Here is a 22,053-nt window from a genome sequence, read left to right as displayed (position 1 = left end):
GCATTGCCTGGCGCGGCCTGGGCCTGCGCGCGCAGTTGCCGCCGCTGGCGGAAGGCGGTTCCGCGCGCTGGTGCGTGGCGCGGCCGGATGTGTTTTCGATCCGAAACACGTCGGTGGAGTCCTACGTCGACCCTGTCGTCCACGAGATCAAAGTGCGGCGCTCCGACCTGCTGGGTGATTTGAGGCGCCCCGAAAAGCGCACTGCCTACCTCGACCTGGGTGGCGAGTGCTGGTACGTGCTGGGCTGCGACGCCCGGGGCCGGCCCATCGCCGGTGCCGATGAAGTTCCGCCGGAGTGCGGCGTGATGCAGTTGGAGGGCAACCGGCTGGTGGTGGCCCGTGCCGCGCCGCGGCGTACACGCCGGCAACTGCCCTTCGGCGTGTGGCTTGCTCTGGCCAAGGCCACGCCTGTGGCTGGATTGAGGGATGATGAACAGGGCCTGCTCGGCGACACCGACGCCGGCCCGTCCGGACAAGCTGAACAAGGATTACCATGAGCCACGACACCACGCCCTCCCCGGTCAATTACCGGGTCCATCTCGTCGAATGCCCTGGCCTCAGCGACAGCGAGCGCAGCGCCGCAGAACTGCGTTTTCGCATGGCGCTCGAATTTGCGCTGGGTGGGCCCGACGAAGTACTGCCCTCCCTGCAGGCCTACATGCTGGTCCGCTCGCTTAACGAAGACCTGCCCCTCGGCAAGAACTCCGAAGCCGAAGAACAGGTCATCGCCCTGTGGGAGAACGCCGAAACGGATGCCATCCTGGCGGCGTTCCGGCCGCTGGGCAAGGACATGGGTGATGCACGCTTCGAAATCGTGCCGATTTAGCCCCGGTTGGACACCTGGATACTAGAGTGGGCACCCCATGTTCAAGGGGTGACAAAACCAGTCCTGATCCCTAGCATGGGAACAGCCGCGGCACGCGCAAGCCACAGACGCGGTGCACATCCACAAAGGACATCCAGACTTGACGCCCCTGCCACCAGACATCCTCTCCATCATCACCGCCCGGGTCCAGAACGACTGGCCCAGCGACCCTGCCATGCAGCGGCACCTGATCGACCGGCAGGCCTCCGCCTACGCCCAGCTCGTTCGTGCCTGCGAGGCCATGGAAAAAAACGAGTACTCCGCCCAGATCATCGACTTTGCATGCACTAGCTGGCCCGACGACTACGAAATGGCGCTGCATACGCTGAAGCGGCAACTGGCGTCGAGCAAGGCATTTTTTGAGTACACCCGGCAGGCCGTACCGGCCGATGTGCTGCAGCAGCTCAAGGAAAAAACCTTCGAAGAGTGGCCCGGCGACTACGAGATGAAATTGCACGTACTGGAAACCGAGCTCGATGCCTGGCTGAAGACCAACCGCGTCCAGCTGGACGCTAGATAGCAGATTCCGGCTTCGGCAGGGTTCGCGGCACCGGCAGGGATTCCCCGGGAAAAAGCACCTCCACGGTGTAGGCCGGGTCCCGCGACCACTTCTGCTCCTTGATGAGCCACTGCATGACGAACTCCCGGACAGTCTGGCGTGCCGGCTCGGTCACCAGTTGCCGGTAAGCCGGCGACAGGGCGCGCTTTTCCAGCTCGGGCGTCATCGACCGGGCAAGATCCGCCAGATTTTCATGCTTGTTCAGCCGCGCCCACCCGTTGTGTGTATACATCTGCATGACCGAGGTGTCGAAGGCCACCGGCAGGCTGGGCTTGATGGCCGGCGCATGCACGATGCAGGTCTTGCCGCGGATCACCACGCGCCATTCCTTCGCCAACGCAATGTGGTAGCGGTAATGCACCGGTGCCTGGATGTGCGACACCGTGGTCCCCAGGTAAATGCCCCAGAACTCCCGGGTGTCCGAACGCGTGAAACGTTCCTGCGCCATCACCGTCGCCACTTCCAGCAAACCGCCCTCGGTGCGGATGACCACCGGCACCTCCGGTGCGCTCACGGTGGTTTCGATGCGAGGGCCTCTGTCGGAATGGAAGTGCCAGGCGGCCCAGGCCGCCAGCACCGCAATGAGCAGTGCCATGCCGGCCGGGCGAATGTTGATGTGCATGGTGTGCGGGACTTTCTTGCCGGCGCAGCGGCGCTTGGCATTCAATTATGGGCCGCATCGGGCAGAGAAAGCCGGGCGCCCCGGCAAACCCTAGTGCCGCGGCACCCCGCGCTCGGTTAAGGTCGGTCAAAGAAATTGCAGGAGACATCACCCGATGAAATCCCTCACCGGCCTGGACGCGACCTTTCTCTATCTTGAAACCCCCGAGATGCCCATGCACGTGGGTTCATTCAACCTCTGCGAGCTGCCCGCCGGTTTCAGGGGCAGCTTTCACAAGGCCGTCAAAAGCCATATCGCCAGGCGCATGCACCTGGCGCCCATATTCAGCCGCAAGCTGGTGTTCATGCCTTTTGACCTGGGCCATCCCTTGTGGATCGAGGCTGAATCGGTGGACATCGACTTTCACGTTCGGCGCGTTCCCTGCTCCGCGCAAAAACCCATGAGTCTGGCGCAGGCGCACACGCTGGTGGCGAAGCTGCACAGCGAACTGATTGACCGCGCCTGTCCCCTGTGGGAGTTTTATGTGTTCGATGCGATCAAGCTGCCGTCGGGCGAACGTGTCGGCGGCTTTTTCTCGAAGATCCACCACGCTGCGCTGGACGGCAAAGGCGGCGTGATGCTGGCCAACGCGATGCTGGACATCGGGCCGGTACCGCGCGAGGTGCCGCCGCCCGACCCGGCGCGCCGCGGCAAAACGGCGGCAGACCTGAAGATCGGCAAGATGATCGGTTCGGTGTTTTCCAATTCGCTGGCCCAGGTGGCCAAACTGGCCAAATCACTGCCCGCGGCTGCGGGTACCCTGGGCAGCACGCTGGCCCGGCAGTCGCTTCAGGGTGACGGCGGCCGACCCAAAATGCCGATGAAGCTGGCGCCCAAAAGCCCTTTCAACACCGCCGTCACGCAAGGCCGGGTGTTTGTTGCCGCCACCGTGCCGCTGGCCGAATGCAAGGCCATGGGCAAGGCGGTCGGCGGCAGCTTCAATGACGTGGCGCTATGGATCTGCTCGACAGCGCTGCGCAGCTACCTCGCGCAGCACGGCAGCGTTCCCACCAGATCCCTGGTGGCCGCCATGCCGGTGTCGCTGCGCGAAGCCGGGGCCAGCGATGCCACCGACCTGGGCAACCAGGTCAGCATGAGCCTGGTGGAGCTGGGCACACACCTTGCCCACCCGCTCAAACGCATGAACGCCATCATGGCCTCGACGGCCAAGGTCAAGACCTCGATGCAAAGCCTCAAGGGCCTGCTGCCAACAGACTACCCTTCGCTGCTGGCTCCCTGGCTGGTCGGCGGGGCCGGGAAAGCGGCTCTCAATGCCTACGGCAAAACCGGGCTGGCCAGCCGCCTGCCCATGGTTGCCAACCTGGCGATCTCCAACGTGCCCGGCCCGCCGGTGCCGCTGTACCTGGCCGGCGCCAGGATGCTGACCTTTCACCCGCTGTCCATCGTGCTGCACGGGCTGGCGCTCAATATCACGATCCAGACCTACGCCGGCCATGTGGACTTCGGCATCGTCGCCGGCAAGAAAGCCCTGCCGCACGCGCAGGACCTGGTCAAGGCGATTGAAGATGCTTTCCGCCAGGCTCAGGCGCTCGTGGGAACCGGAGCACCTGCCACTGCGGCGCCGAACACGGCAGCAAACCCGGCAAAAACCCCTAAACCACGTGTCGCTTCAGTGACGCCTTTAGGGAAGCCTCCCTCTGTGAAACGCGCGGCGGGCCCCAAGATAATTCCCATCAAGAACAAAGCCAAACCATCCGATGTTTCCAACCATGGCACAACCCGCACCCAGGCCGTCAACGGCAAAACAGGACAAAAAGCACGAGCTGCACGACGGCCCGCCGCCTAACGCCTGGCTGCTGGCGCTGGAGCTGCGCGCCTTCTGGGAAGCCGGCGCACTCCTGCCTGCATGGCCGGTGCTGGCCAGGGCGCCCCGGGGCGACGGCCACAGCGTGGTGGTGTTTCCCGGCCTGTCGGCGAACGACGGTTCAACCATCCCGCTGCGCCGCTACCTGGATTCCCTGGGCTACCAGACCAGTGGCTGGGAACAGGGTTTCAACTTCGGCCCGCGTGCTGGCGTGCTTGAAACAGCCAGGACAGGGGTCCGACGGGCCTTTGAAAGCAGCGGCCGCAAGGTCAGCCTGATCGGCTGGAGCCTGGGCGGTGTGTATGCACGTGAGCTGGCCAAAGAGTTGCCCCAAATGGTGCGCAGCGTGATCACCCTGGGCACACCTTTTGCCGGCTCGCACAAGTCCACCAATGCCTGGCGCATTTACGAGCTGGCCAGCGGCCGCAAGGTTGAGCGCGAAGTCGAAAACTACGATTTGCCGGCCGCGCCGCCAGTGCCGACCACCAGCATCTATTCGCGCAGCGACGGCATTGTGGCGTGGCAGGGAAGCATCCAGAAACCTTCGCCGGCCAACCCGCAGACTGAAAACGTCGAAGTCATTGCCAGCCACGTTGGCCTGGGTCTCAATCCAAGCGCCTGGTGGGCCGTCGCCGACCGCCTGGCGCATGGCGAAGGCAGCTGGCAGCCGTTTGAGCGCAAGGGCACGTTTTTGCACGGGCTGATTTACCCCGACCCGGCCCGCGCCGCCTGAGCATCCCCCAACGACACAAAGCGCCTGCAGCATGAACTGCAGGCGCTTTGTTTTTGATAGCTACTTGCGCCCGGCCAGCAAGGGCTGAGGGCTTAAACCGCTTGAAAATTCAACGCTTCAGACGTGCTCTTTCTGGTAGTTGGCAATGCCGTCCGTGATTTCCTTGCGGGCCGCTTCCGGGCCTTCCCAACCCTGAATCTTGACCCACTTGCCTTCTTCCAGGTCCTTGTAGTGCTCAAAGAAGTGGGCAATGGTTTTCAGGCGCAGCGGGTTCATGTCTTCGGGCTTTTGCCACTGGGTGTACAGCGAGCATTTCTTGTCGACAGGAACAGCCAGCACCTTGCCGTCTTCGCCGGCCTCGTCGGTCATCTTCAGGATGCCGATGGCGCGGCAGGTCACCACCACGCCCGGGATCAGGGGCACCGGCGTGATCACCAGCACATCCACCGGGTCGCCGTCGCCGCTCAGGGTCTTGGGCACATAGCCGTAGTTGGTCGGGTAGTGCATGGACGTGCTCATGAAGCGGTCCACAAAAATAGCGCCGGATTCCTTGTCCACTTCGTACTTCACGGGGTCGGCATTCATCGGAATTTCGATGATCACGTTGAAAGCGTCGGGGGCATTTTTGCCGGGGGTAACTTTATCGAGGGACATGGTCTCTTGTGTTGGAGTAATGAAAAAGTAAAAGGATTGTTGGTATTTACCCTCATTTTACTGATTCGAACCTGACGCTTCGCGAAGTTGTCACGTTTTGGCGTTAAATTTCGAGAGTTGGCCAATCGTCTCCGCGCATGTTGAGAGCAACGAGGAAGCAACGCAGCGGAGGTGCCGCTAGCGTGGCACCCCCTCCAAGCGAAAAACAACGTAGGAGATTTCTCTATGACAGGCAACTCAGCGCTCATTCTTGCGCTTGTCTGCGGACTGGTGGCCGTAGGTTACGGTTTCTGGGCCCGCAGCTGGATTCTTTCCCAAGACGCCGGTAACCCGCGCATGCAGGAGATCGCAGCCGCGATCCAGACCGGCGCCGCCGCCTACCTGGCGCGCCAATACAAAACCATTGCCATCGTCGGCGTCGTGCTGGCCATCCTGATCGGCCTCTTCCTCGACGTGCCCAGCGCCATCGGCTTTGTCGTCGGCGCCGTGCTTTCAGGCGCGTGCGGCTTCATCGGCATGAATGTCTCGGTGCGCGCCAACGTACGCACTGCGCAGGCGGCCACACGCGGCATCGGCCCCGCCCTGGACGTCGCCTTCCGCGGCGGCGCCATCACCGGCATGCTGGTGGTGGGCCTGGGCCTGTTGGGCGTCACGGCGTTCTACTGGTTCCTGGTCGGCAACGGCAACTACAAGCCCGACAGCAACCTCGCCGCCCTGCTGAACCCGCTGATCGGCTTTGCCTTCGGCTCCTCGCTGATCTCCATCTTCGCCCGCCTCGGCGGCGGCATCTTCACCAAGGGCGCTGACGTCGGCGCCGACCTGGTGGGCAAGGTCGAGGCCGGCATTCCGGAAGACGACCCGCGCAACCCGGCCGTGATTGCCGACAACGTGGGTGACAACGTGGGCGACTGCGCCGGCATGGCGGCCGACCTGTTTGAAACCTACGCCGTCACGCTGATCGCTACCATGGTGTTAGGCGCCCTGCTGCTTGGCACCGCAGGCACCAGCGCGGTGGTCTACCCGCTGGCGCTGGGCGCGGTGTCCATCATCGCCTCCATCATCGGCTGCTTCTTCGTGAAAGCTTCGCCGGGCATGACCAATGTGATGCCCGCGCTCTACAAGGGCCTGGCGGTGGCTGGTGGCCTGTCGCTGATTGCGTTCTACTTCGTCACGACCTGGCTGATCCCCGACAACGCCATCAAGGCGGCCGGCACGCAGATGGCGCTGTTCGGCGCCTGCGCCGTCGGCCTGGTGCTGACCGGTGCGTTGGTCTGGATCACCGAGTACTACACCGGCACGCAATACGCACCTGTCAAACACATTGCCCAAGCATCCACCACCGGCCACGGCACCAACATCATTGCGGGCCTCGGCGTTTCCATGCGTTCGACCGCCTGGCCGGTGATTTTTGTCTGCATTGCGATCTGGGTGTCCTATGCGCTGGCCGGTCTCTACGGCATCGCCATCGCCGCAACCTCCATGCTCAGCATGGCCGGCATCGTGGTGGCGCTGGACGCCTACGGCCCCATCACCGACAACGCCGGCGGCATCGCCGAAATGGCGGACATGCCGGCCAGCGTGCGCGCCATCACCGATCCACTGGACGCGGTGGGCAACACCACCAAGGCCGTGACCAAGGGTTACGCCATCGGTTCGGCCGGCCTGGCGGCACTGGTGCTGTTTGCCGACTACACCCACAAGCTCGAGGCCTATGGCCGGGCCATCACCTTTGACCTGAGCAACCCGATGGTCATCATCGGCCTGTTTATCGGTGGATTGATTCCCTACCTGTTCGGCGCGATGGCGATGGAGGCCGTGGGCCGCGCCGCCGGTGCGGTGGTGGTGGAAGTGCGCCGCCAGTTCCGCGACATCAAGGGCATCATGGACGGCACCGGCAAGCCCGAGTACGACACCGCCGTCGACATGCTGACCACCGCGGCCATCAAGGAAATGATGATCCCCTCGCTGCTGCCTGTGGTGGTTCCAATTCTGGTCGGCCTGCTGCTCGGCCCTGCCGCGCTCGGTGGCCTGTTGATGGGCACCATCGTGACCGGCCTCTTCGTGGCCATCTCCATGTGCACCGGTGGCGGTGCCTGGGACAACGCCAAGAAGTACATTGAGGACGGCAACCACGGCGGCAAGGGCTCCGAGACACATAAGGCCGCCGTGACCGGCGACACCGTGGGTGACCCCTACAAGGACACGGCCGGCCCGGCCATCAACCCGCTGATCAAGATCATCAACATCGTGGCGCTTCTGATCGTGCCGCTGATGATGAAGTTCCACGGCGGCACTGCCAATGCAGCGCCGGCCACCCCGGTGGTCGCACCGGCCGCGATGAGCGCACCGGCCGCACCTGTGACCACCCCGACAGCGCCCGGCGGCATGCCTGCACCGGCGCCGACCCAGGCCGCCGACGCAGCAGCCACGCCAACACCCGCGAAATAAGAAGAAAAAGCCACGCTTTACTTCAGCCCGCTTCGGCGGGCTTTTTTTCGTCAGTGCGGCGCGGCCAGCACCGCCCGCACCAGTGCGCTGCAGGGTCCGGTCAACACCTGCAAATCGGCCGTGCGGTTGTCTTCAATGGCTTGCAGCACCAGTTCATTGATGCCGCCGACCACGGCCATGGCCATGGTTCGGGCCAGCGCTTCATCCTGCGCCGTATGCGGATGGCCGGCATGGACGACCTGCGCCACAAAGTCGGCCATTTCCTGGTTCATCCGTCGGCGCACCTGCAGGCCTTCGGGGCCCAGGCTGAGGATTTCGATAAACAGCGTGCGCAACAGCGCCGGGTTGCTGGCCAGGCAGGCCAGGTAGGCCCCCATAGCGTGCTCCACCTGCGTCTTCCAGTCGCGGGCCGGGTCAATCGCGGCCTTCAGAACCTTGAACCCGCTGTGGCTGGCAGCGACATACAGCGCAATCAGGCAATCTTTTTTGCTGGCGAAACATTCGTAAAAAGTACGTTTGGAGACACCCGCCTCACGCACGATGTCGGCCACCGTGGTGTCGGCATACCCCTTGAGCGCCACGCTGTGCGCCATGCCTTCGAGCAGCCGGGAGCGGTAGGCGCTGACCGGTTCGGTGCCCAAGGTTGCGGCTTCGGAAAGTATGGGGTCTGTGTCCATTGTCAAAACCATATCACCCCTTGAACGCTGGCATGAATACTTGTTGGTACTTGACAGTACCACAATGCAACCCTATAGTCCTGCGAACTGGTACTCATTGGTACCAATCCGTTTTTGACTGGAGAAAACCATGAGCGAACTTGTTGTACGGCGCCTGCTGATCGACCTGGAAACCCCGCTGCCGCGCCACTGGTGCGCCGGCGATACGTTTCGCACGGCTTTTTTCAATGCGTTGTCCATGAGCTTTCCGGTCGGCGAGCAATTCTTCATCGACTCGGTGCGCAACGGCCTGAAGGCCCTGCCTGCTGAACTGCAGGACAAGTACAAAGCCGAAGTCCAGGGTTTCATCGGCCAGGAAGCGACCCACCGCCGCATTCACAGCCTGTTCAACGGACACCTCGAAAAGCAGGGCCTGGTCAACGACTGGGCGCCGCGCGCAGAAAAAAACATGCAGTTGCTGGCCGGCACCAATCCGCTCCATGCGCTGGCCATCACCGCCGCCAACGAACATTTCACCGCGATTCTTGCCGAGTGGATGCTGCGCAACCACGACATGCTCGACGGCTGCGAGCCGCGCCTGAAAACCATGTGGCTGTGGCACTGTGCCGAAGAGTCGGAGCATAAAAACACGGCCTTCGACGTGTACACGGCGCTGGGTGGCAGCCATGAGTGGCGTATCAAGTGGTTCCGTCGCATCACCTATGTCTTCCTCACCGACACCCTGCGCCAGACCGTCAACAACCTGCGGCATGACGGCACCTTGTGGCAATGGCGCACGTGGAAAAGTGCTGCCACTTTCCTGTTTGGCCGACGCGGCCTGGTGCGCCAGACCCTCAAACCCTGGCGCGACTACCTGCGCCAGGACTTTCATCCCAACCAGCAGGGCAGCGAGCTGTCGGCACGCTGGCTGTCGGACAACAGCCGGGCCTACACCACCGTGGGAATACCTGCCTGAGGTTTGGTTTTTTTGCTATTTATTCAATAGCTGCCCGCGCCCGTATCCAAAGGGCTGAACCCCGATTTGGCTTTGTTTCATGTGCTTCTTCCGTTTTCGCGGAAAATCATATGCATGCAATTCAATTACATCGCCAATGCCTCTGTGCGCTCGTCGTCGGGCAAGACCATTCCTGTGACCGATCCGTCCGACGGCCAAGTCTTCGAGGAAATCCAGCGCAGCAATGCGCAGGACATTGACCATGCCGTCCAGGCCGCGCACGACTGCATGGACACGGTCTGGCGCAAGATCAGCGGGGCCGAGCGCGGCCGGCTGCTGATGCGGCTGGCAGAAAAGGTGGAGCAGCATGCCGACGAGCTTGCGATGATCGAGCAACGCGACTGCGGCAAACCCACCAAACAGGCCAAGGCCGATGCCGCCGCGCTGGTGCGTTATTTCGAGTTTTACGCAGGCGCCTGCGACAAGCTGCATGGCGAGACCCTGCCCTACCTGGACGGCTACAGCGTGATGACCTGGCGCGAGCCGCACGGCGTGACCGGCCACATCATTCCGTGGAACTACCCGATGCAGATTTTCGGCCGCAGCGTGGGCGGCGCACTGGCCGCCGGCAATGTCTGCGTGGTCAAGCCAGCCGAAGACGCCTGCCTGTCGCTGATCCGTGTGGCGCAACTTGCGGCCGAGGCCGGCTTTCCGGCCGGCGCGATCAACATCGTGACGGGTTACGGCCATGAAGTCGGGGACGCCCTCGCGCGCCACAAGGGCATCCACCACATCAGCTTCACCGGCAGCCCCACTGTCGGCACGCTGATCCAGCAGGTGGCGGCCGAACGCCATTGCCCGGTCACGCTGGAGCTGGGCGGCAAAAGCCCGCAAATCGTGTTTGCCGATGCCGACCTCGACGCCGCCATTCCGGCCGTCATCAACGCCATCGTGCAAAACGCCGGCCAGACCTGCTCGGCCGGCTCCCGCCTGCTGGTGGACGAGATGATTTACGAGCCGCTGCTGCAGCGCCTGGGCCAGGCCTTTGAACGGCTGCGCGTCGGCCCCGCCTCCATGGACCTGGACGTGGGCCCGCTGATCCGCCAGACGCAGCAGCAACGCGTCTGGGACTTCCTGAGCGACGCGCAGGTGGCAGGCATCCCCATGGTGGCGCAAGGCCAGATCGTCGATGAAGCGCCGGACACCGGTTTTTACCAGGCACCCACCCTGCTGCGCGATGTGCCGGTGATGCACCGCTTGGCGCAGGAAGAAGTGTTCGGCCCGGTGCTCTGCGCCATGAGTTTCAGGGACGAAGACCACGCCGTCGAACTCGCCAATGCGACGCAGTTCGGCCTGGTGGCCGGGATCTGGACCCGCGACGGCGGGCGCCAGTTCCGCATGGCCAAACGCGTGCAGAGCGGCCAGGTCTTCATCAACAACTACGGCGCCGGCGGCGGCGTGGAACTGCCCTTCGGCGGTGTCAAGTCCTCAGGGTATGGGCGCGAAAAAGGCTTTGAGGCGCTGTACGGGTTCACGACGTTGAAGACCGTGGCCGTCAAACACGGCTGAGCACACGGAGATGGCTGCGCATCGCCCCAAAAGGGGATGCTTGTCCTGCCCCCCGGACCTCGGTCTCATTTACCCCAACACATCCTTGAGTGCTACCTCGTAAAGGCCTGTCAGTTTGTCCATGACATCCAGCAGGCGTTCGCTGGCTGTGGCGACATTTTTCAGCCCGGATTCATCGGGTTTGTTGCGCAATGCCGCTTCAAAGAAAACCCATTGCTGCTCGCCAAGGGTGAGTTCGTTGCGAATGTTTGTGGTGGTAATGGGGAGTTTGGCCAAGCCGGAAAGGGTCGATTTGAACTCCGCTGCATCGGCATTCATTTGCTGTGGGGTGGTGGTTTCTCCCAGTTTGGCTGCAACCAGAAAATAGTTTTTCGCCAGCCGCTGGGACAACATGCGCTGGCGCCCTACTGTGTTGAGCAATCTGGCGGAGCCGGCTGTGGAAAGTTTTTCAATCGTCTCGGTCGTGGTATTTGCGGTGATCAGGAATTTGTCCACCTGCAGGGCCACGGCCCTGACCGATTCCTGTGTAGGCGGCATGGTGAGAAGGCTGTTGAGAATATCCACATGTTTCTGAATACCGCCGAGCAGGGCAGCAATGTCCGCAGGCCAGGGGCCCGTGTTCAGGCCTTTGGCCAGTTCATCTCCACCTGCAGCAACCATGTGCCGGGCCGACAGCAGCACATCGCGAGCCAGCGCCGGCTGCACATTGAGGTACAACTGACAATAGGCTTTGGCAATACGCTGCGACAAGGCACGGAACCGCGCCGTGCGGTTGATGGCACTGGCAAGCGCCATCTGGGCCTGGGCCGACGAATGGAAAATGGACATCAGCATCATGGCGGCGACCCCCCGAACCACGACGCGGCGATTTGCTCTGTGGCCCCGATAGCGTGGTGTGACGTGCATAAGCAATAATCCGGATTGGTTGAACTTGCTGCAAGTATTGCGCTGCAACATGCCGCTGACTGTGACGAGCATCAACAAACGGTTGAAGAGTCCGGGCAAATGCACCCGGCCCGGAACCAGAACCCCAATGCGCCACAGCGCCACAAGAAACCCCATACTTTGCAAGGAATACACGTCATGCGCCTCAAGGACAAATCCATCATCGTCACCGGCTCCGGTGGCGGCATCGGCGAAGGTATTGCCAAGCGCCTCGCCGCGGAGGGCGCAAAAGTCATCGTCAACGATATCAACACCGCCCTCGGCGAAAAGGTCGTGGCCGAGATCATCAAGGTCGGCGGCACCGCCTCTTTCTTCGCGGCCGACGTGACCAAAACGGCTGAAGTCAAGGCGCTGGTGGCAGCGGCCGCGCAGCGTTACGGCAGGCTCGACGTGATGGTCAACAACGCCGGCTGGACGCACCGCAACCAGCCCGCGCTGGAAACCACCGAAGAAGAGTTCGATCGCTGCTACGCGATCAACGTCAAAAGCATTTACCTCTCGACCATCCACGCCACACCGGTGTTCCGCGCACAGGGTGGCGGCAGCTTCATCAACATCGCGTCCACTGCTGGCGTGCGCCCGCGCCCCGGGCTGACCTGGTACAACGGCTCCAAGGGCGCCGTCATCACCACCTCGAAATCGCTGGCGGCCGAGCTCGGTCCGGACAACATCCGCGTGAACTGCATCAACCCGGTGTTCAACCCGGACACTGCTCTTTCCACCCAGTTTGCCGGTGGCACGGTCACCGGCCCCGAAGGCGAAGCACGCCGCGCGAAATTCCTGGCCAGCATTCCGCTTGGGCGGTTTTCGACGGCGCTGGACGTTGCCAACGCCGCGCTTTACCTGGCCAGCGACGAGGCGGCCTTCATCAGCGGAGTTTGTATCGAGGTGGATGGCGGGCGCTGCGTCTGATCGCCTCGGCTGGCCACAGGGTGTTACGGGTGGGGTCAAAGCCATGGAGTTCGCGGGCAAGGCACCCGATAGAGTAAATTCTCCCTCAGGGCACCCTCACATGACCGAAAAAATCATCCCCATCGCAGACATCCGCTACGCCGCGCGGGTGCCGCATATTCCTGCGCAGTCGCAGGCGCCCACCGGCCTGCTGGCGGACACGCTGGCCCGGCCCTTGCGCGATCTGCGCATCAGCGTGACCGACCGCTGCAACTTCCGCTGCAGCTACTGCATGCCCAGCGAGGTCTTCAACAAGGACTACGCCTTCCTGCCGCAGAGTTCGCTGCTCAGTTTTGAGGAAATCACGCGCCTCACGAAGGTTTTTGTTGCCCACGGTGTCGAGAAAATCCGCCTCACCGGCGGCGAACCCCTGCTGCGCAAGCACCTCGAGGTGCTGATCGAGATGCTGGCCCAGCTCAGGACACCGCAAGGCCAGCCGCTGGACATCACCCTGACGACCAATGGTTCATTACTGGTCAAGAAAGCCCAAGCCCTGAAAGATGCCGGCCTGCAGCGCGTCACCGTGAGCCTGGACGGCCTGGACGACGCGGTGTTCCGGCGCATGAACGATGTGGATTTTCCGGTGGCCGATGTGCTCAGAGGCATTGAGGTCGCCGACAAGGTGGGACTGGCACCGATCAAGGTCAACATGGTCGTCAAGCGCGGCACGAACGATGCCGAGATCCTGCCCATGGCGCGGCACTTCCGCAATTCGGGCACGGTGCTGCGTTTCATCGAATACATGGACGTCGGCGCCACCAACGGATGGCGCATGGACGAGGTCATGCCTTCGGCCGAGGTGATCAGTCGCCTGCAGCAGGAGTTTGCGCTGGAAGCGATTGACGCCAACTACCTGGGCGAAACCGCCGAGCGCTGGCGTTATGCCGATGGCGCCGGTGAAATCGGCGTGATCAGCAGCGTCACCAAGGCTTTTTGCGGCGACTGCAACCGGGCCCGGCTCTCGACCGAAGGCAAGCTGTTCTTGTGCCTGTTCGCCAGCCAGGGCCATGATTTGCGCGCGCTGCTGCGCGATGGCAAGTATTCGGATGAGCAGATTTCCAGCGCTGTTGCCCACATCTGGCACCGCCGCGACGACCGTTATTCGGAACTGCGTGCCGCATTGCCGCCGGACAGCTCGATGCCCGGCAGCGACGGCGCAAAGCGCGTCGAGATGAGTTACATCGGTGGATAAGGTGGCCGCCAAACACTCTCTTTTATTGACTGTCCTGGTGCTGGCCAGCTCCGCAACTTCAGCGGAAACCTGGGACGGCTTTATCACACGGTTTTTCGCAAATGAGCAGTTTCGCCAAGCTCGAACAAGTAGCAAAGTTGCATTTGTGGCAAGTCGTGCCAGCGAGCGCGAGGATGAGCCAGTGATATGCGACATGGTGGCTTCCAAGCCGATCTTGGCTCAGTTGAATACATCCCTGGGCGAAACCGGTATCAATATCCGGACCAAACAACTGTCTCCCGTACGCGGCGTTGCGATGGTTTATGCCATGGAATCCGATGCCTATTTTGAACAACTGACGTTTTCACGGCAAAGCGGCGTCTGGATATTGCACCGCGTGGACCAGGGAACGAGAAGCTTCGAATCGGATCATGTTCAACGGAGCAAGTGCACGATTGAGCCACGTTACTGGTTGGGTTTTGAAGAAAAAGCGAAAGTACTTTATGACATCCGCCCAAAGTGACATGAATGCTGTCCCTGCCGAAGCGATCACCGGAGTCATCCTCGCCGGCGGACGCGGCTCGCGCATGGGCGGTGCCGACAAGGGCCTGCAGAATTTCAATGGCGTGCCGCTGGCGCTGCACACCCTGCTGCGGCTGCAGCCCCAGGTCGGCGAGGTGATGATCAATGCGAACCGCAACCTGGCTGCCTACGAGTCCTTTGGCGTACCGGTCTGGCCCGATGCGGCCGGCCTGGGCGAATTTTCCGGCCCCCTCGCTGGTTTCCTGACCGGCATGGAGCGCTGCGAAACCCCCTACTTGCTGACCGTGCCCTGCGATACGCCGCTGTTCAGCGAGGACCTGGTCGCCCGCCTGGCACAGGCGCTGGCGCACGAGGAGGCCGACATTGCCGTGGTGGCCGCACCCGAGGAAGATGGCCAGCTGCGCGCGCAGCCGGTGTTCTGCCTGCTGCGTACCCGCCTGCTGGAAAGCCTGATGCTTTTCACCGCCGGTGGCGGACGCAAGATCGATGCGTGGACGGCGCAGCACAAGACCGTGCAGGTGCCCTTCAACCTGCCAGGCGATGATCCGCGCGCATTCTTCAATGCCAACACGCTGGCGGAACTTCACCAGCTCGAAGCCCTGCGCCCTTGAACCTGGAAACCACAGTTGACCGCTCACGGCCGCTGGCAATGCCTCATGAACACCCGCCTATCTGATCACGCGAATATTCATCTTTCAGGCGATAGCGCTACGCACCCGATTGAGTCGTCCTGGCGCGCGCTGACGACGTTGCTCCTCCTTGCGGGCATCAGCCCGCCGCGTCGTCGCGCCTTGCCAGCCCACCCCATGCCGGCCCACTCGGGCGCGTCCAACTGAGGTTCCCAGGTTGAAATCCATCGCCCAGATAGCGGCCGAACTGCAAGGCTACGACCCGCAGGCTCTTCCGGCCGCCGATGTGCTGCGTTTTCTGTCGCAGCTGGTCGAGCCGGTGCAGGACGTCCTGGAGTTGCCGCTGTTCGAGGCCCTGGGCCGGGTGCTGGCTACCGACGTGGTGTCGCCTTTCGACGTGCCGCCGCATGACAACTCGGCCATGGACGGATATGCCTTCGACGGCAGCCAGCTTGCATCAGGAACGGCATTGACGCTCAAGGTCGTCGGCACGGCGCTGGCCGGCAAGGCCTGGCAGGGTACCGTGCAGAGGGGCGAGTGCGTGAAGATCATGACCGGCGCCATCATGCCGGCCGGGCTGGACACCGTGGTGCCGCAGGAATTTGTCAACGTCCAGGGGGACACCGTCACCCTGCCCGCCAAACTCCTGCAGCCCGGCGACAACCGCCGGCTGCGCGGCGAAGACCTCATGCAGGGCCGCCCCGCGCTATTGAAAGGTGAGCTGCTCACGCCCGCCCGCCTTGGGCTGGTGGCCTCTTTGGGCCTCAAAACCGTGCGTACCTGGCGGCCGTTGCGGGTTGCCTACTTCTCCACCGGCGATGAAATCCTCTCGCTGGGCGAGCCGCCGCGCGAAGGCGCGGTGTACGACAGCAACCGCTACACCGTGTTCGGCATGCTCAGACGCCTGGGCTGCGAGGTGATCGACCTGGGCGTGGTGCGCGACGACCCGGCACTGCTGGAGGCCGCGTTCACCAACGCAGCCGCGCAGGCCGATGCGATCATCACTTCGGGCGGCGTCAGTGTCGGCGAGGCCGACTACACCAAGGCCATGATGAAAAAGCTCGGCGACGTGGCTTTCTGGAAGATCGCCATGCGCCCCGGTCGACCCATGGCAGTGGGACGAATTTCTCAAGCCAAATCGGCCTCCAGCCCAGTAGATGCGGGCGCTGTATGCTCCCAAAACAATAGCAGATCCCCTGCCGCCATCCTGTTCGGACTGCCCGGCAATCCGGTCGCGGTGATGGTGACTTTTCTCGCCTTTGTGCGTCCGGCGCTGCTGCAGATGATGGGGTGCAGTGCAGCCCCGGCACCGCTGCTGAAAGCGCGCAGCCTTGAGCCCATACGCAAGAAGCCGGGCCGCACCGAGTACCAGCGCGGCACGGTCAGCAGCGCTCCCGACGGCTCGCTGCAGGTCAAAACCACCGGCAACCAGGGCTCGGGCGTGCTGAGCTCCATGGCCCAGGCGAATGGCCTGATCGTGCTGCACCATGGCCAGGGCAATGTGGCAGCCGGCGACGAGGTCGATGTGATGATGTTCGAGGGTGTCCTGTGAACCCGCGCAGCTAACCGGCGCGCGTCCATCAACAATGGCGCCGCATCAGGAGAACCCATGTATTCCATACTGCCCGCCATCGTGTCGGCCCTGTTTCTGGCTTACGGGCTGTATGTGGTGGCGGAAAAAGGCTTCACCCGCGTCAGTACCAGTTTTTTCACTCTCTGCATCACCACTGTTTTCTGGCAGGCCACCTGGGCGGTGCTGTTCCAGGTCCAGGACCCGCAGTGGGCGGGCATCCTCGTCAAGTCCGGCTACCTGCTGATCCTTTTCCTGCCGACCAGCCTTTACCAGTTCCTCACCGAAATTTCCGGCCGCAAGGGCGAGCGCCGTTTTGTCGTCACGTCCTACGGCCTCGCCGCCGTGCTGGGCATCCTCGATATCGGAACCAATTGGCTCGTTGACGGCTACTACGACTACTTCTTTGGCTACTACCCCAAGGCCGGCCCCATCCATCCCCTGCATGTCCTGCAGACCGTGGTGGTGGTGACGCGGGGCCTGTACATCACCTTCCGGCAGCAGCAGGTCGCACCGCCGGGTCAGCGCCTCCAGTTGCGTTTGTGCATCACCAGCGTGTTCATCTACTTTTTTGCAGCGGTGGACTACCTGTGCAACTACGGCGTGGAGTTCTACCCGCCCGGCGTCGTGTTCATCGCGATCAGCCTGGGCTTGGTCGCCGTCGCGGTGATGAAGTACGACCTGATGAGCCCCGTGGTGGTTGCTGCCAGCGTCGCCCACGAAATGCGCACGCCGCTGGCCACCATCCGCCTGCAGGCAGAAGCGCTCGCGCAATTCCTCCCGGAGTTGCACAAGGGTTATGAACTGGCGGTGGCGAATGGGCTGTGCGAATCAAGCTTCAGCCCCGGGGCGGCGCAGAAAATCGCCGACCTGTCGCAGGCCATCCGGCACCAGGTGGACCGTTCCAACGCGGTGATCGACATGATGCTGGCTTCGGCCCGGATGGAACAGATCGACACCAGCACCTTCGGGCGCCACCGGGCCAGCGAATGCTTGGCCGAAGCACTGGAGACCTATCCCTTTGCCAGGGGGGAACGCGAGCGGGTCAGCGTGCATATCGTGGAGGACTTCGAGTTCCACGGCTCCAGCCCGCTGTTTGTTTTTGTGCTGTTCAACCTGCTGAAGAATTCGCTGTATGCCCTGAAAGTGGCGGGCAAGGGCGAGATCACCCTCACCCTCGCTGCAGGCACGCCGGTGCATACGCTGAGCTTCGTCGATACGGGAACCGGCATCCCGGCTGCGACTCTGCCGAAAATTTTCGACACCTTCTTCACCACCAAGAATTCGGCGGGCGCCGGCATCGGGCTGGCCTTCTGCCGGCGTGTGATCACGTCCTTCGGCGGCAGGATGCGCTGTGAATCCGTCGAAGGACAACACACCCTGTTCGTGATGGAATTCCCGATCATGCTGCCGGCAACCGGGCCACGCAGTGCACCTCCGGGGGCACTCGCTGCGTGACACGGCAAACTGGCGTCAGTTCCTGATGGAGGCAGTAGGCAGTTCGTATTCCCTCACCTTGCGCAGGATGTGCTCGGGCAGCCGCTGGATGCGTTTGTCATGGCTGGCAAACACCACCTGCTGGTAGCCGGTGGAGACCACACTGCCACTCACCATGAACTGGAACAGCAGGTAAAACGAACACTGCTTGACCTCGAAGGTGTTGAGCTGGCAATCCACCTCCTGGAAGGGGAAGGTCTCGTGCACATACTCCTGGTGGGCGCACTTGGTGATGAACACGCCGGTCGTCTGCAGCATGTCGGCGGAAATACACCGGTGGAACCAGCGTTCGCGGCAGACGCCCTGCCACTCGAAGTAGCGCGAGAAATAGGTATTGGCATAGGCATTGGAATCCTTGAGGTAGATGTCGATGGTGTGGTGGAAGGTTTTTGAAGCCTCCACCATCGGCTGCGGCAGCGGCGCGGGTTTCGGTTGAAGCTGAACCTGTAGGGCAGTTTGTTTGAGCAACATGGTTTTTCCTGGTCTGTAGTAAAAATCGGCTGCGTGAGCAGCCGGCGCTGTGCCGCCCCGAAGGGCGGTACAGCCTGAATCTACAGAAGCAGGTATCCGCTGCGTGTGCAGCTGGAAGGCCGCGCGGAAAAAGCGCCGAAGCCGGGCGGGCGCGGGCCTATTTGGCGATGAGTTCGCCGTGGTGGCCGTCGGCGGGCAGCTCTTTCGCCACCGCCTTGTTGGCACCCGGAATCTTGCTGCGGGCAAACAGCGCGTACATGGTGGGCACCACAAACACGGTGAGCAAAGTGCCCAGCGACATGCCGCCCACGATGACCCAGCCGATCTGGATACGGCTTTCGGCGCCGGCACCGGTGGCCAGCGCCAGCGGCAAGGCACCGAGCACCATGGCGCCGGTGGTCATCAGGATGGGGCGCAGGCGCTGTGAGGATGCCTTGATCAGCGCCTCCAGCATGTCCATGCCCTGCCCGCGCAGCTGGTTGGCGAACTCGACAATCAGGATGCCGTGTTTGGTGATCAGCCCGACCAGCGTGATCAGCCCGATCTGCGAATACACATTGAGCGAGCCACCCGACAGCTTGAGCGCAATCAGCGCGCCAATCATCGACAGCGGTACCGACAGCATGATCACCAGCGGGTCGACGAAACTCTCGAACTGCGCAGCCAGCACCAGGAAAATGAAGACCAGCGCCAGCACGAACACGATCACCAGCGCTCCCTGTGAGCTTTTGAATTCGCGCGACGTGCCGTTCAGGTCGGTGCTGTAGCCCGGCTTGAGCACCCTGGCCGAAGTCTCATTCATGAAGGTCAGCGCCTGGCCGAGCGAATAATCGGGTGCCAGGTTTGCCGTGATGGAGGCGGCGCGCCGCTGGCCGAAGTGGTTGAGTTCGCGCGGCGAAACAGCCTCGCGCACGGTGACCAGGCTGGACAGCGGAATCATGGCCTCGTTGCGGCCGCGCACATAAATGCCCTCGATGTCTTCCGGCGTGCTGCGCCCGCTGGCCTCGGTCTGCACAATCACGTCGTACTGCTCGGCGTCACGCTTGTAACGCGTCACATTGCGCCCACCCAGCATGGTTTCAATCGCCTTGGCCACCACTTCCACGCTGACGCCCAGATCCGCTGCCTTGTCGCGGTTGACGTCGATGCGCAGTTCGGGCTTGTTCAGGCGCAGGTCCGACACGGGCGACTGGATGCCCGGATTTTTGGCGACCTCCGCGAGTATCTGCTCCACCACCCGGTCCAGGTTTTCGTAGCTGTCCGAGGTCTGGATCACAAAATTGAGGGGGCGTTCGCGAAAGCCCTGCCCCAGCGAAGGCGGCGTGATCGGAAACGCCGTGACGCCCGGCAGGCTGGCGAATTTGGGCTGCAGTTCGCGTGCCATCTCCAGCGTGCTGCGCTTGCGTTCGTCCCAATCGACGGTGCGGTAGATCACGCTGGCCTGCGAGACGGTGGGGTTGCCAACGCTGGCAAAAATCCGGTCGAACTCCTTGTAGGGCTGGCCCATTTTCTCCAGCGCCTGCGCATAACGGTTGGTGTAGTCCAGCGTGGCGCCGTCAGGCGCATTGACGGTGGCCAGGATGGTGCCCCGGTCTTCCAGCGGCGACAGCTCCTGCTTCATGGTCGGGAAGATCAGCAGGATGGCCAGCGCACTGACCAGCATGACGCCCACCACAATCCAGCGCGCCTGCAGCACAGCAGTCCTGACCCGCCCGCCCGTTCCACCCGGGCCGGCCGGCTGGTAACGCCGGGTGAGCACCCAGCGCAGCACGCTGGCGTAGCGGTCAGAGACCGCATTGAGGAAACGCTCCATGCCGCGGTCAAAAACATTTGGCTGGGGGTTGTGTTTGAGCAGCTTGGCACACAGCATGGGCGTCAGGGTCAGCGCCACGAAGCCCGACACGACGACCGCACCGGCCAGTGCCAGCGCAAACTCGACAAACAGCCGGCCGGTCCGCCCCGGGGTGAAAGCCAGTGGCGCGTAAACAGCCACCAGCGTGGCCGTCATGGTGACCACGGCAAAACCGATTTCCCGCGCACCCTTGATCGCTGCCGAAAACGGGTCCAGCCCTTCTTCGATGTGGCGGAAGATGTTTTCCAGCATCACGATGGCATCGTCCACCACCAGCCCGATGGCCAGCACCAGCGCCAGCAGGGTCAGCGTGTTGATGGTGAAGCCCGCCAGCGCCATCAGCGCAAAGGTGCCGATCAGGCTGACCGGAATGGTGATGATGGGAATGATGGATGCGCGGAAGGTGCGCAAGAACACAAAAATCACCAATGCCACCAGCGCAATAGCTTCGGCGATTGTGCGGTAGACATTTTTGACCGAACGGTCGATGAACACCGAGTTGTCGTTGGCGATGTCGATGTTGACTTCCGGCGGCAGGTCGGCCTTGAGCTGCGGAATCATGTTGCGCACACCCTGCGACAGGTCCAGCGGGTTGGCTGTGGCTTGCCGGATCACGCCGGCGCCGATGGCCGCGCGGCCATTGAGCCGCACGCCGCTGCGCTCGTCGGCCGCACCTTCCTCGACACGCGCCACATCGCGCACCTTGACCGGAAAGCCGTTGACGCTCCTGATCACCACTTCTGCAAACTGCCCGGGACTTACCAGCCCGGTCTCGGAGGTCACGCTGAACTCGCGTTGCTGCGATTCAATACGGCCGGCAGGAACCTCCAGGTTGCTGCGACGGATGGCGTCTTCGACGTCCTGCGTCGTCAGGCGAAAAGCCGCCATCTTCCCGGGATCGAGCCAGACACGCATCGCGTATTTGCGTTCACCGAAGATGCGCACATCGGCCACCCCGGTCACGGTTTGCAGGCGCGGCTTGACGATGCGGTTGACGAGGTCGTTGATCTGCAGGCGGGTCAGGCTGTCGCTGGTGAAGGCCAGCCAGATCACCGGAAACGCATCGGCCTCGACCTTGGCGATCACCGGCTCCTCAATGGCCTGCGGCAGCTTGTTGCGCACACGCGAGGTGCGGTCGCGCACCTCGGCGGCGGCGGCGTCGGCTTCTTTCTCGAGGCGAAAGCGCACGGAGATCTGGCTCTGGTCGGCGCGGCTGATCGAGGTCAGCACATCCACCGCATCGATGCCGGCAATCGAATCTTCCAGCGGCTTGGTGACCTGCGACTCGATCACCTCGGCCGAAGCGCCGGGGTAACGCACGCTCACGGTCACCACCGGCTCGTCGATTTTCGGGTATTCGCGCACCGTCAGGCGCTGGAAACTGACCGCACCGACCAGCACGATCAGCAGCGACAGGACGGTGGCAAACACCGGGCGGCGAATGGAAACTTCAGCCAGTTGCATCAGGTTCTGTCCAGTCGGAAACGCCGGCTCAGGCC

Annotated in this window: 19 protein-coding genes and 1 pseudogene; 14 read left to right on the top strand and 6 right to left on the bottom strand. The window is 62.8% G+C overall.

Going from position 1 to position 22,053, the window contains the following annotated elements; genetic code table 11:
- The 3 genes and pseudogenes from WA904_RS14010 to WA904_RS14000 form a co-directional block, all read left to right on the top strand.
- A pseudogene (locus WA904_RS14010) lies at positions 1 to 497 on the top strand (hypothetical protein); the annotation flags it as partial.
- Entirely contained in the window at positions 494 to 826 is a 333-nt protein-coding gene (locus WA904_RS14005; RefSeq protein ID WP_425197736.1) for a hypothetical protein, read from the top strand. The pseudogene WA904_RS14010 and the gene WA904_RS14005, both read left to right, overlap by 4 nt.
- 139 nt (positions 827 to 965) lie before the next feature.
- Entirely contained in the window at positions 966 to 1,385 is a 420-nt protein-coding gene (locus WA904_RS14000; RefSeq protein ID WP_425197735.1) for a hypothetical protein, read from the top strand.
- On the opposite strand, the gene WA904_RS13995 is transcribed toward WA904_RS14000, so the two are convergent.
- Entirely contained in the window at positions 1,378 to 2,046 is a 669-nt protein-coding gene (locus WA904_RS13995) for a hypothetical protein (protein ID WP_425197734.1), read from the bottom strand. The genes WA904_RS14000 and WA904_RS13995 overlap by 8 nt on opposite strands.
- 154 nt (positions 2,047 to 2,200) lie before the next feature.
- Here WA904_RS13995 and WA904_RS13990 point away from each other — a divergent pair, with 154 nt between their 5' ends.
- Both WA904_RS13990 and WA904_RS13985 read left to right on the top strand, forming a co-directional pair.
- Entirely contained in the window at positions 2,201 to 3,892 is a 1,692-nt protein-coding gene (locus tag WA904_RS13990; RefSeq protein ID WP_425197733.1) for a wax ester/triacylglycerol synthase family O-acyltransferase, read from the top strand.
- A complete protein-coding gene (locus WA904_RS13985) occupies positions 3,816 to 4,643 on the top strand; it encodes an alpha/beta hydrolase (RefSeq protein ID WP_425197732.1) in 828 nt (275 codons plus the stop codon). Before WA904_RS13990 ends, WA904_RS13985 begins: the two co-directional genes overlap by 77 nt.
- A gap of 117 nt (positions 4,644 to 4,760) precedes the next feature.
- On the opposite strand, the gene ppa is transcribed toward WA904_RS13985, so the two are convergent.
- Positions 4,761 to 5,297, bottom strand: a complete 537-nt coding sequence (ppa, locus tag WA904_RS13980; protein WP_425197731.1) for an inorganic diphosphatase — start codon at positions 5,295 to 5,297, stop codon at positions 4,761 to 4,763.
- Between the two features lie 225 nt (positions 5,298 to 5,522).
- On the opposite strand from ppa, the gene WA904_RS13975 reads away from it, so the two are divergent.
- Complete coding sequence (locus WA904_RS13975; protein WP_425197730.1) at positions 5,523 to 7,745, top strand: sodium-translocating pyrophosphatase; 2,223 nt, start codon at positions 5,523 to 5,525, stop codon at positions 7,743 to 7,745.
- Between the two features lie 50 nt (positions 7,746 to 7,795).
- Here WA904_RS13975 and WA904_RS13970 read toward each other — a convergent pair whose 3' ends face one another.
- Positions 7,796 to 8,422 carry a TetR/AcrR family transcriptional regulator gene (locus WA904_RS13970; RefSeq protein ID WP_425197729.1) on the bottom strand — a complete coding sequence of 209 codons (627 nt, stop codon included), beginning with the start codon at positions 8,420 to 8,422 and terminating at the stop codon, positions 7,796 to 7,798.
- 130 nt (positions 8,423 to 8,552) lie between these two features.
- Between WA904_RS13970 and WA904_RS13965 the strand changes: the two genes are divergently transcribed.
- A complete protein-coding gene (locus WA904_RS13965; RefSeq protein ID WP_425197728.1) occupies positions 8,553 to 9,377 on the top strand; it encodes a metal-dependent hydrolase in 825 nt (274 codons plus the stop codon).
- Between the two features lie 114 nt (positions 9,378 to 9,491).
- Entirely contained in the window at positions 9,492 to 10,925 is a 1,434-nt protein-coding gene (locus WA904_RS13960; protein ID WP_425197727.1) for an aldehyde dehydrogenase family protein, read from the top strand.
- Between the two features lie 69 nt (positions 10,926 to 10,994).
- Here WA904_RS13960 and WA904_RS13955 read toward each other — a convergent pair whose 3' ends face one another.
- Complete coding sequence (locus WA904_RS13955) at positions 10,995 to 12,005, bottom strand: type IV pili methyl-accepting chemotaxis transducer N-terminal domain-containing protein (RefSeq protein WP_425197726.1); 1,011 nt, start codon at positions 12,003 to 12,005, stop codon at positions 10,995 to 10,997.
- Positions 12,006 to 12,008: 3 nt separating this feature from the next.
- Between WA904_RS13955 and WA904_RS13950 the strand changes: the two genes are divergently transcribed.
- From WA904_RS13950 to WA904_RS13925, 6 genes are all read left to right on the top strand, one after another.
- Positions 12,009 to 12,782 (top strand): SDR family oxidoreductase, encoded by a 774-nt coding sequence (locus tag WA904_RS13950; protein WP_425197725.1) that lies wholly within the window; start codon positions 12,009 to 12,011, stop codon positions 12,780 to 12,782.
- Between the two features lie 100 nt (positions 12,783 to 12,882).
- Positions 12,883 to 14,013, top strand: coding sequence for a GTP 3',8-cyclase MoaA (gene moaA, locus WA904_RS13945; RefSeq protein ID WP_425197724.1), 1,131 nt, complete (start codon positions 12,883 to 12,885; stop codon positions 14,011 to 14,013).
- 1 nt (position 14,014) lies between these two features.
- Positions 14,015 to 14,515, top strand: coding sequence for a hypothetical protein (locus WA904_RS13940; protein WP_425197723.1), 501 nt, complete (start codon positions 14,015 to 14,017; stop codon positions 14,513 to 14,515).
- Between the two features lies 1 nt (position 14,516).
- Entirely contained in the window at positions 14,517 to 15,146 is a 630-nt protein-coding gene (gene mobA, locus WA904_RS13935; RefSeq protein ID WP_425197722.1) for a molybdenum cofactor guanylyltransferase MobA, read from the top strand.
- Between the two features lie 235 nt (positions 15,147 to 15,381).
- On the top strand, positions 15,382 to 16,716 hold the full coding sequence (glp, locus tag WA904_RS13930) for a gephyrin-like molybdotransferase Glp (RefSeq protein WP_425197721.1): 1,335 nt from the start codon (positions 15,382 to 15,384) through the stop codon (positions 16,714 to 16,716).
- A 57-nt stretch (positions 16,717 to 16,773) separates the two neighbouring features.
- Positions 16,774 to 18,192 (top strand): ATP-binding protein, encoded by a 1,419-nt coding sequence (locus WA904_RS13925; RefSeq protein WP_425197720.1) that lies wholly within the window; start codon positions 16,774 to 16,776, stop codon positions 18,190 to 18,192.
- 15 nt (positions 18,193 to 18,207) lie between these two features.
- Here the strand turns inward: WA904_RS13925 and WA904_RS13920 are convergent, their stop codons facing one another.
- Together WA904_RS13920 and WA904_RS13915 are read right to left on the bottom strand one after the other, a co-directional pair.
- Positions 18,208 to 18,699: an acyl-CoA thioesterase gene (locus WA904_RS13920; RefSeq protein WP_425197737.1), complete on the bottom strand. Its 492-nt coding sequence runs from the start codon at positions 18,697 to 18,699 to the stop codon at positions 18,208 to 18,210.
- Between the two features lie 160 nt (positions 18,700 to 18,859).
- Positions 18,860 to 22,018: an efflux RND transporter permease subunit gene (locus WA904_RS13915; protein ID WP_425197719.1), complete on the bottom strand. Its 3,159-nt coding sequence runs from the start codon at positions 22,016 to 22,018 to the stop codon at positions 18,860 to 18,862.
- Between the last annotated feature and the right edge of the window lie 35 nt (positions 22,019 to 22,053).

Source organism: Polaromonas sp. (assembly GCF_049790275.1).
Taxonomy (GTDB): Bacteria; Pseudomonadota; Gammaproteobacteria; order Burkholderiales; family Burkholderiaceae_C; genus Polaromonas.
The sequence above is the reverse complement of the archived record's forward strand: the minus strand, read 5'-3'. Positions and strand labels throughout refer to the sequence as shown.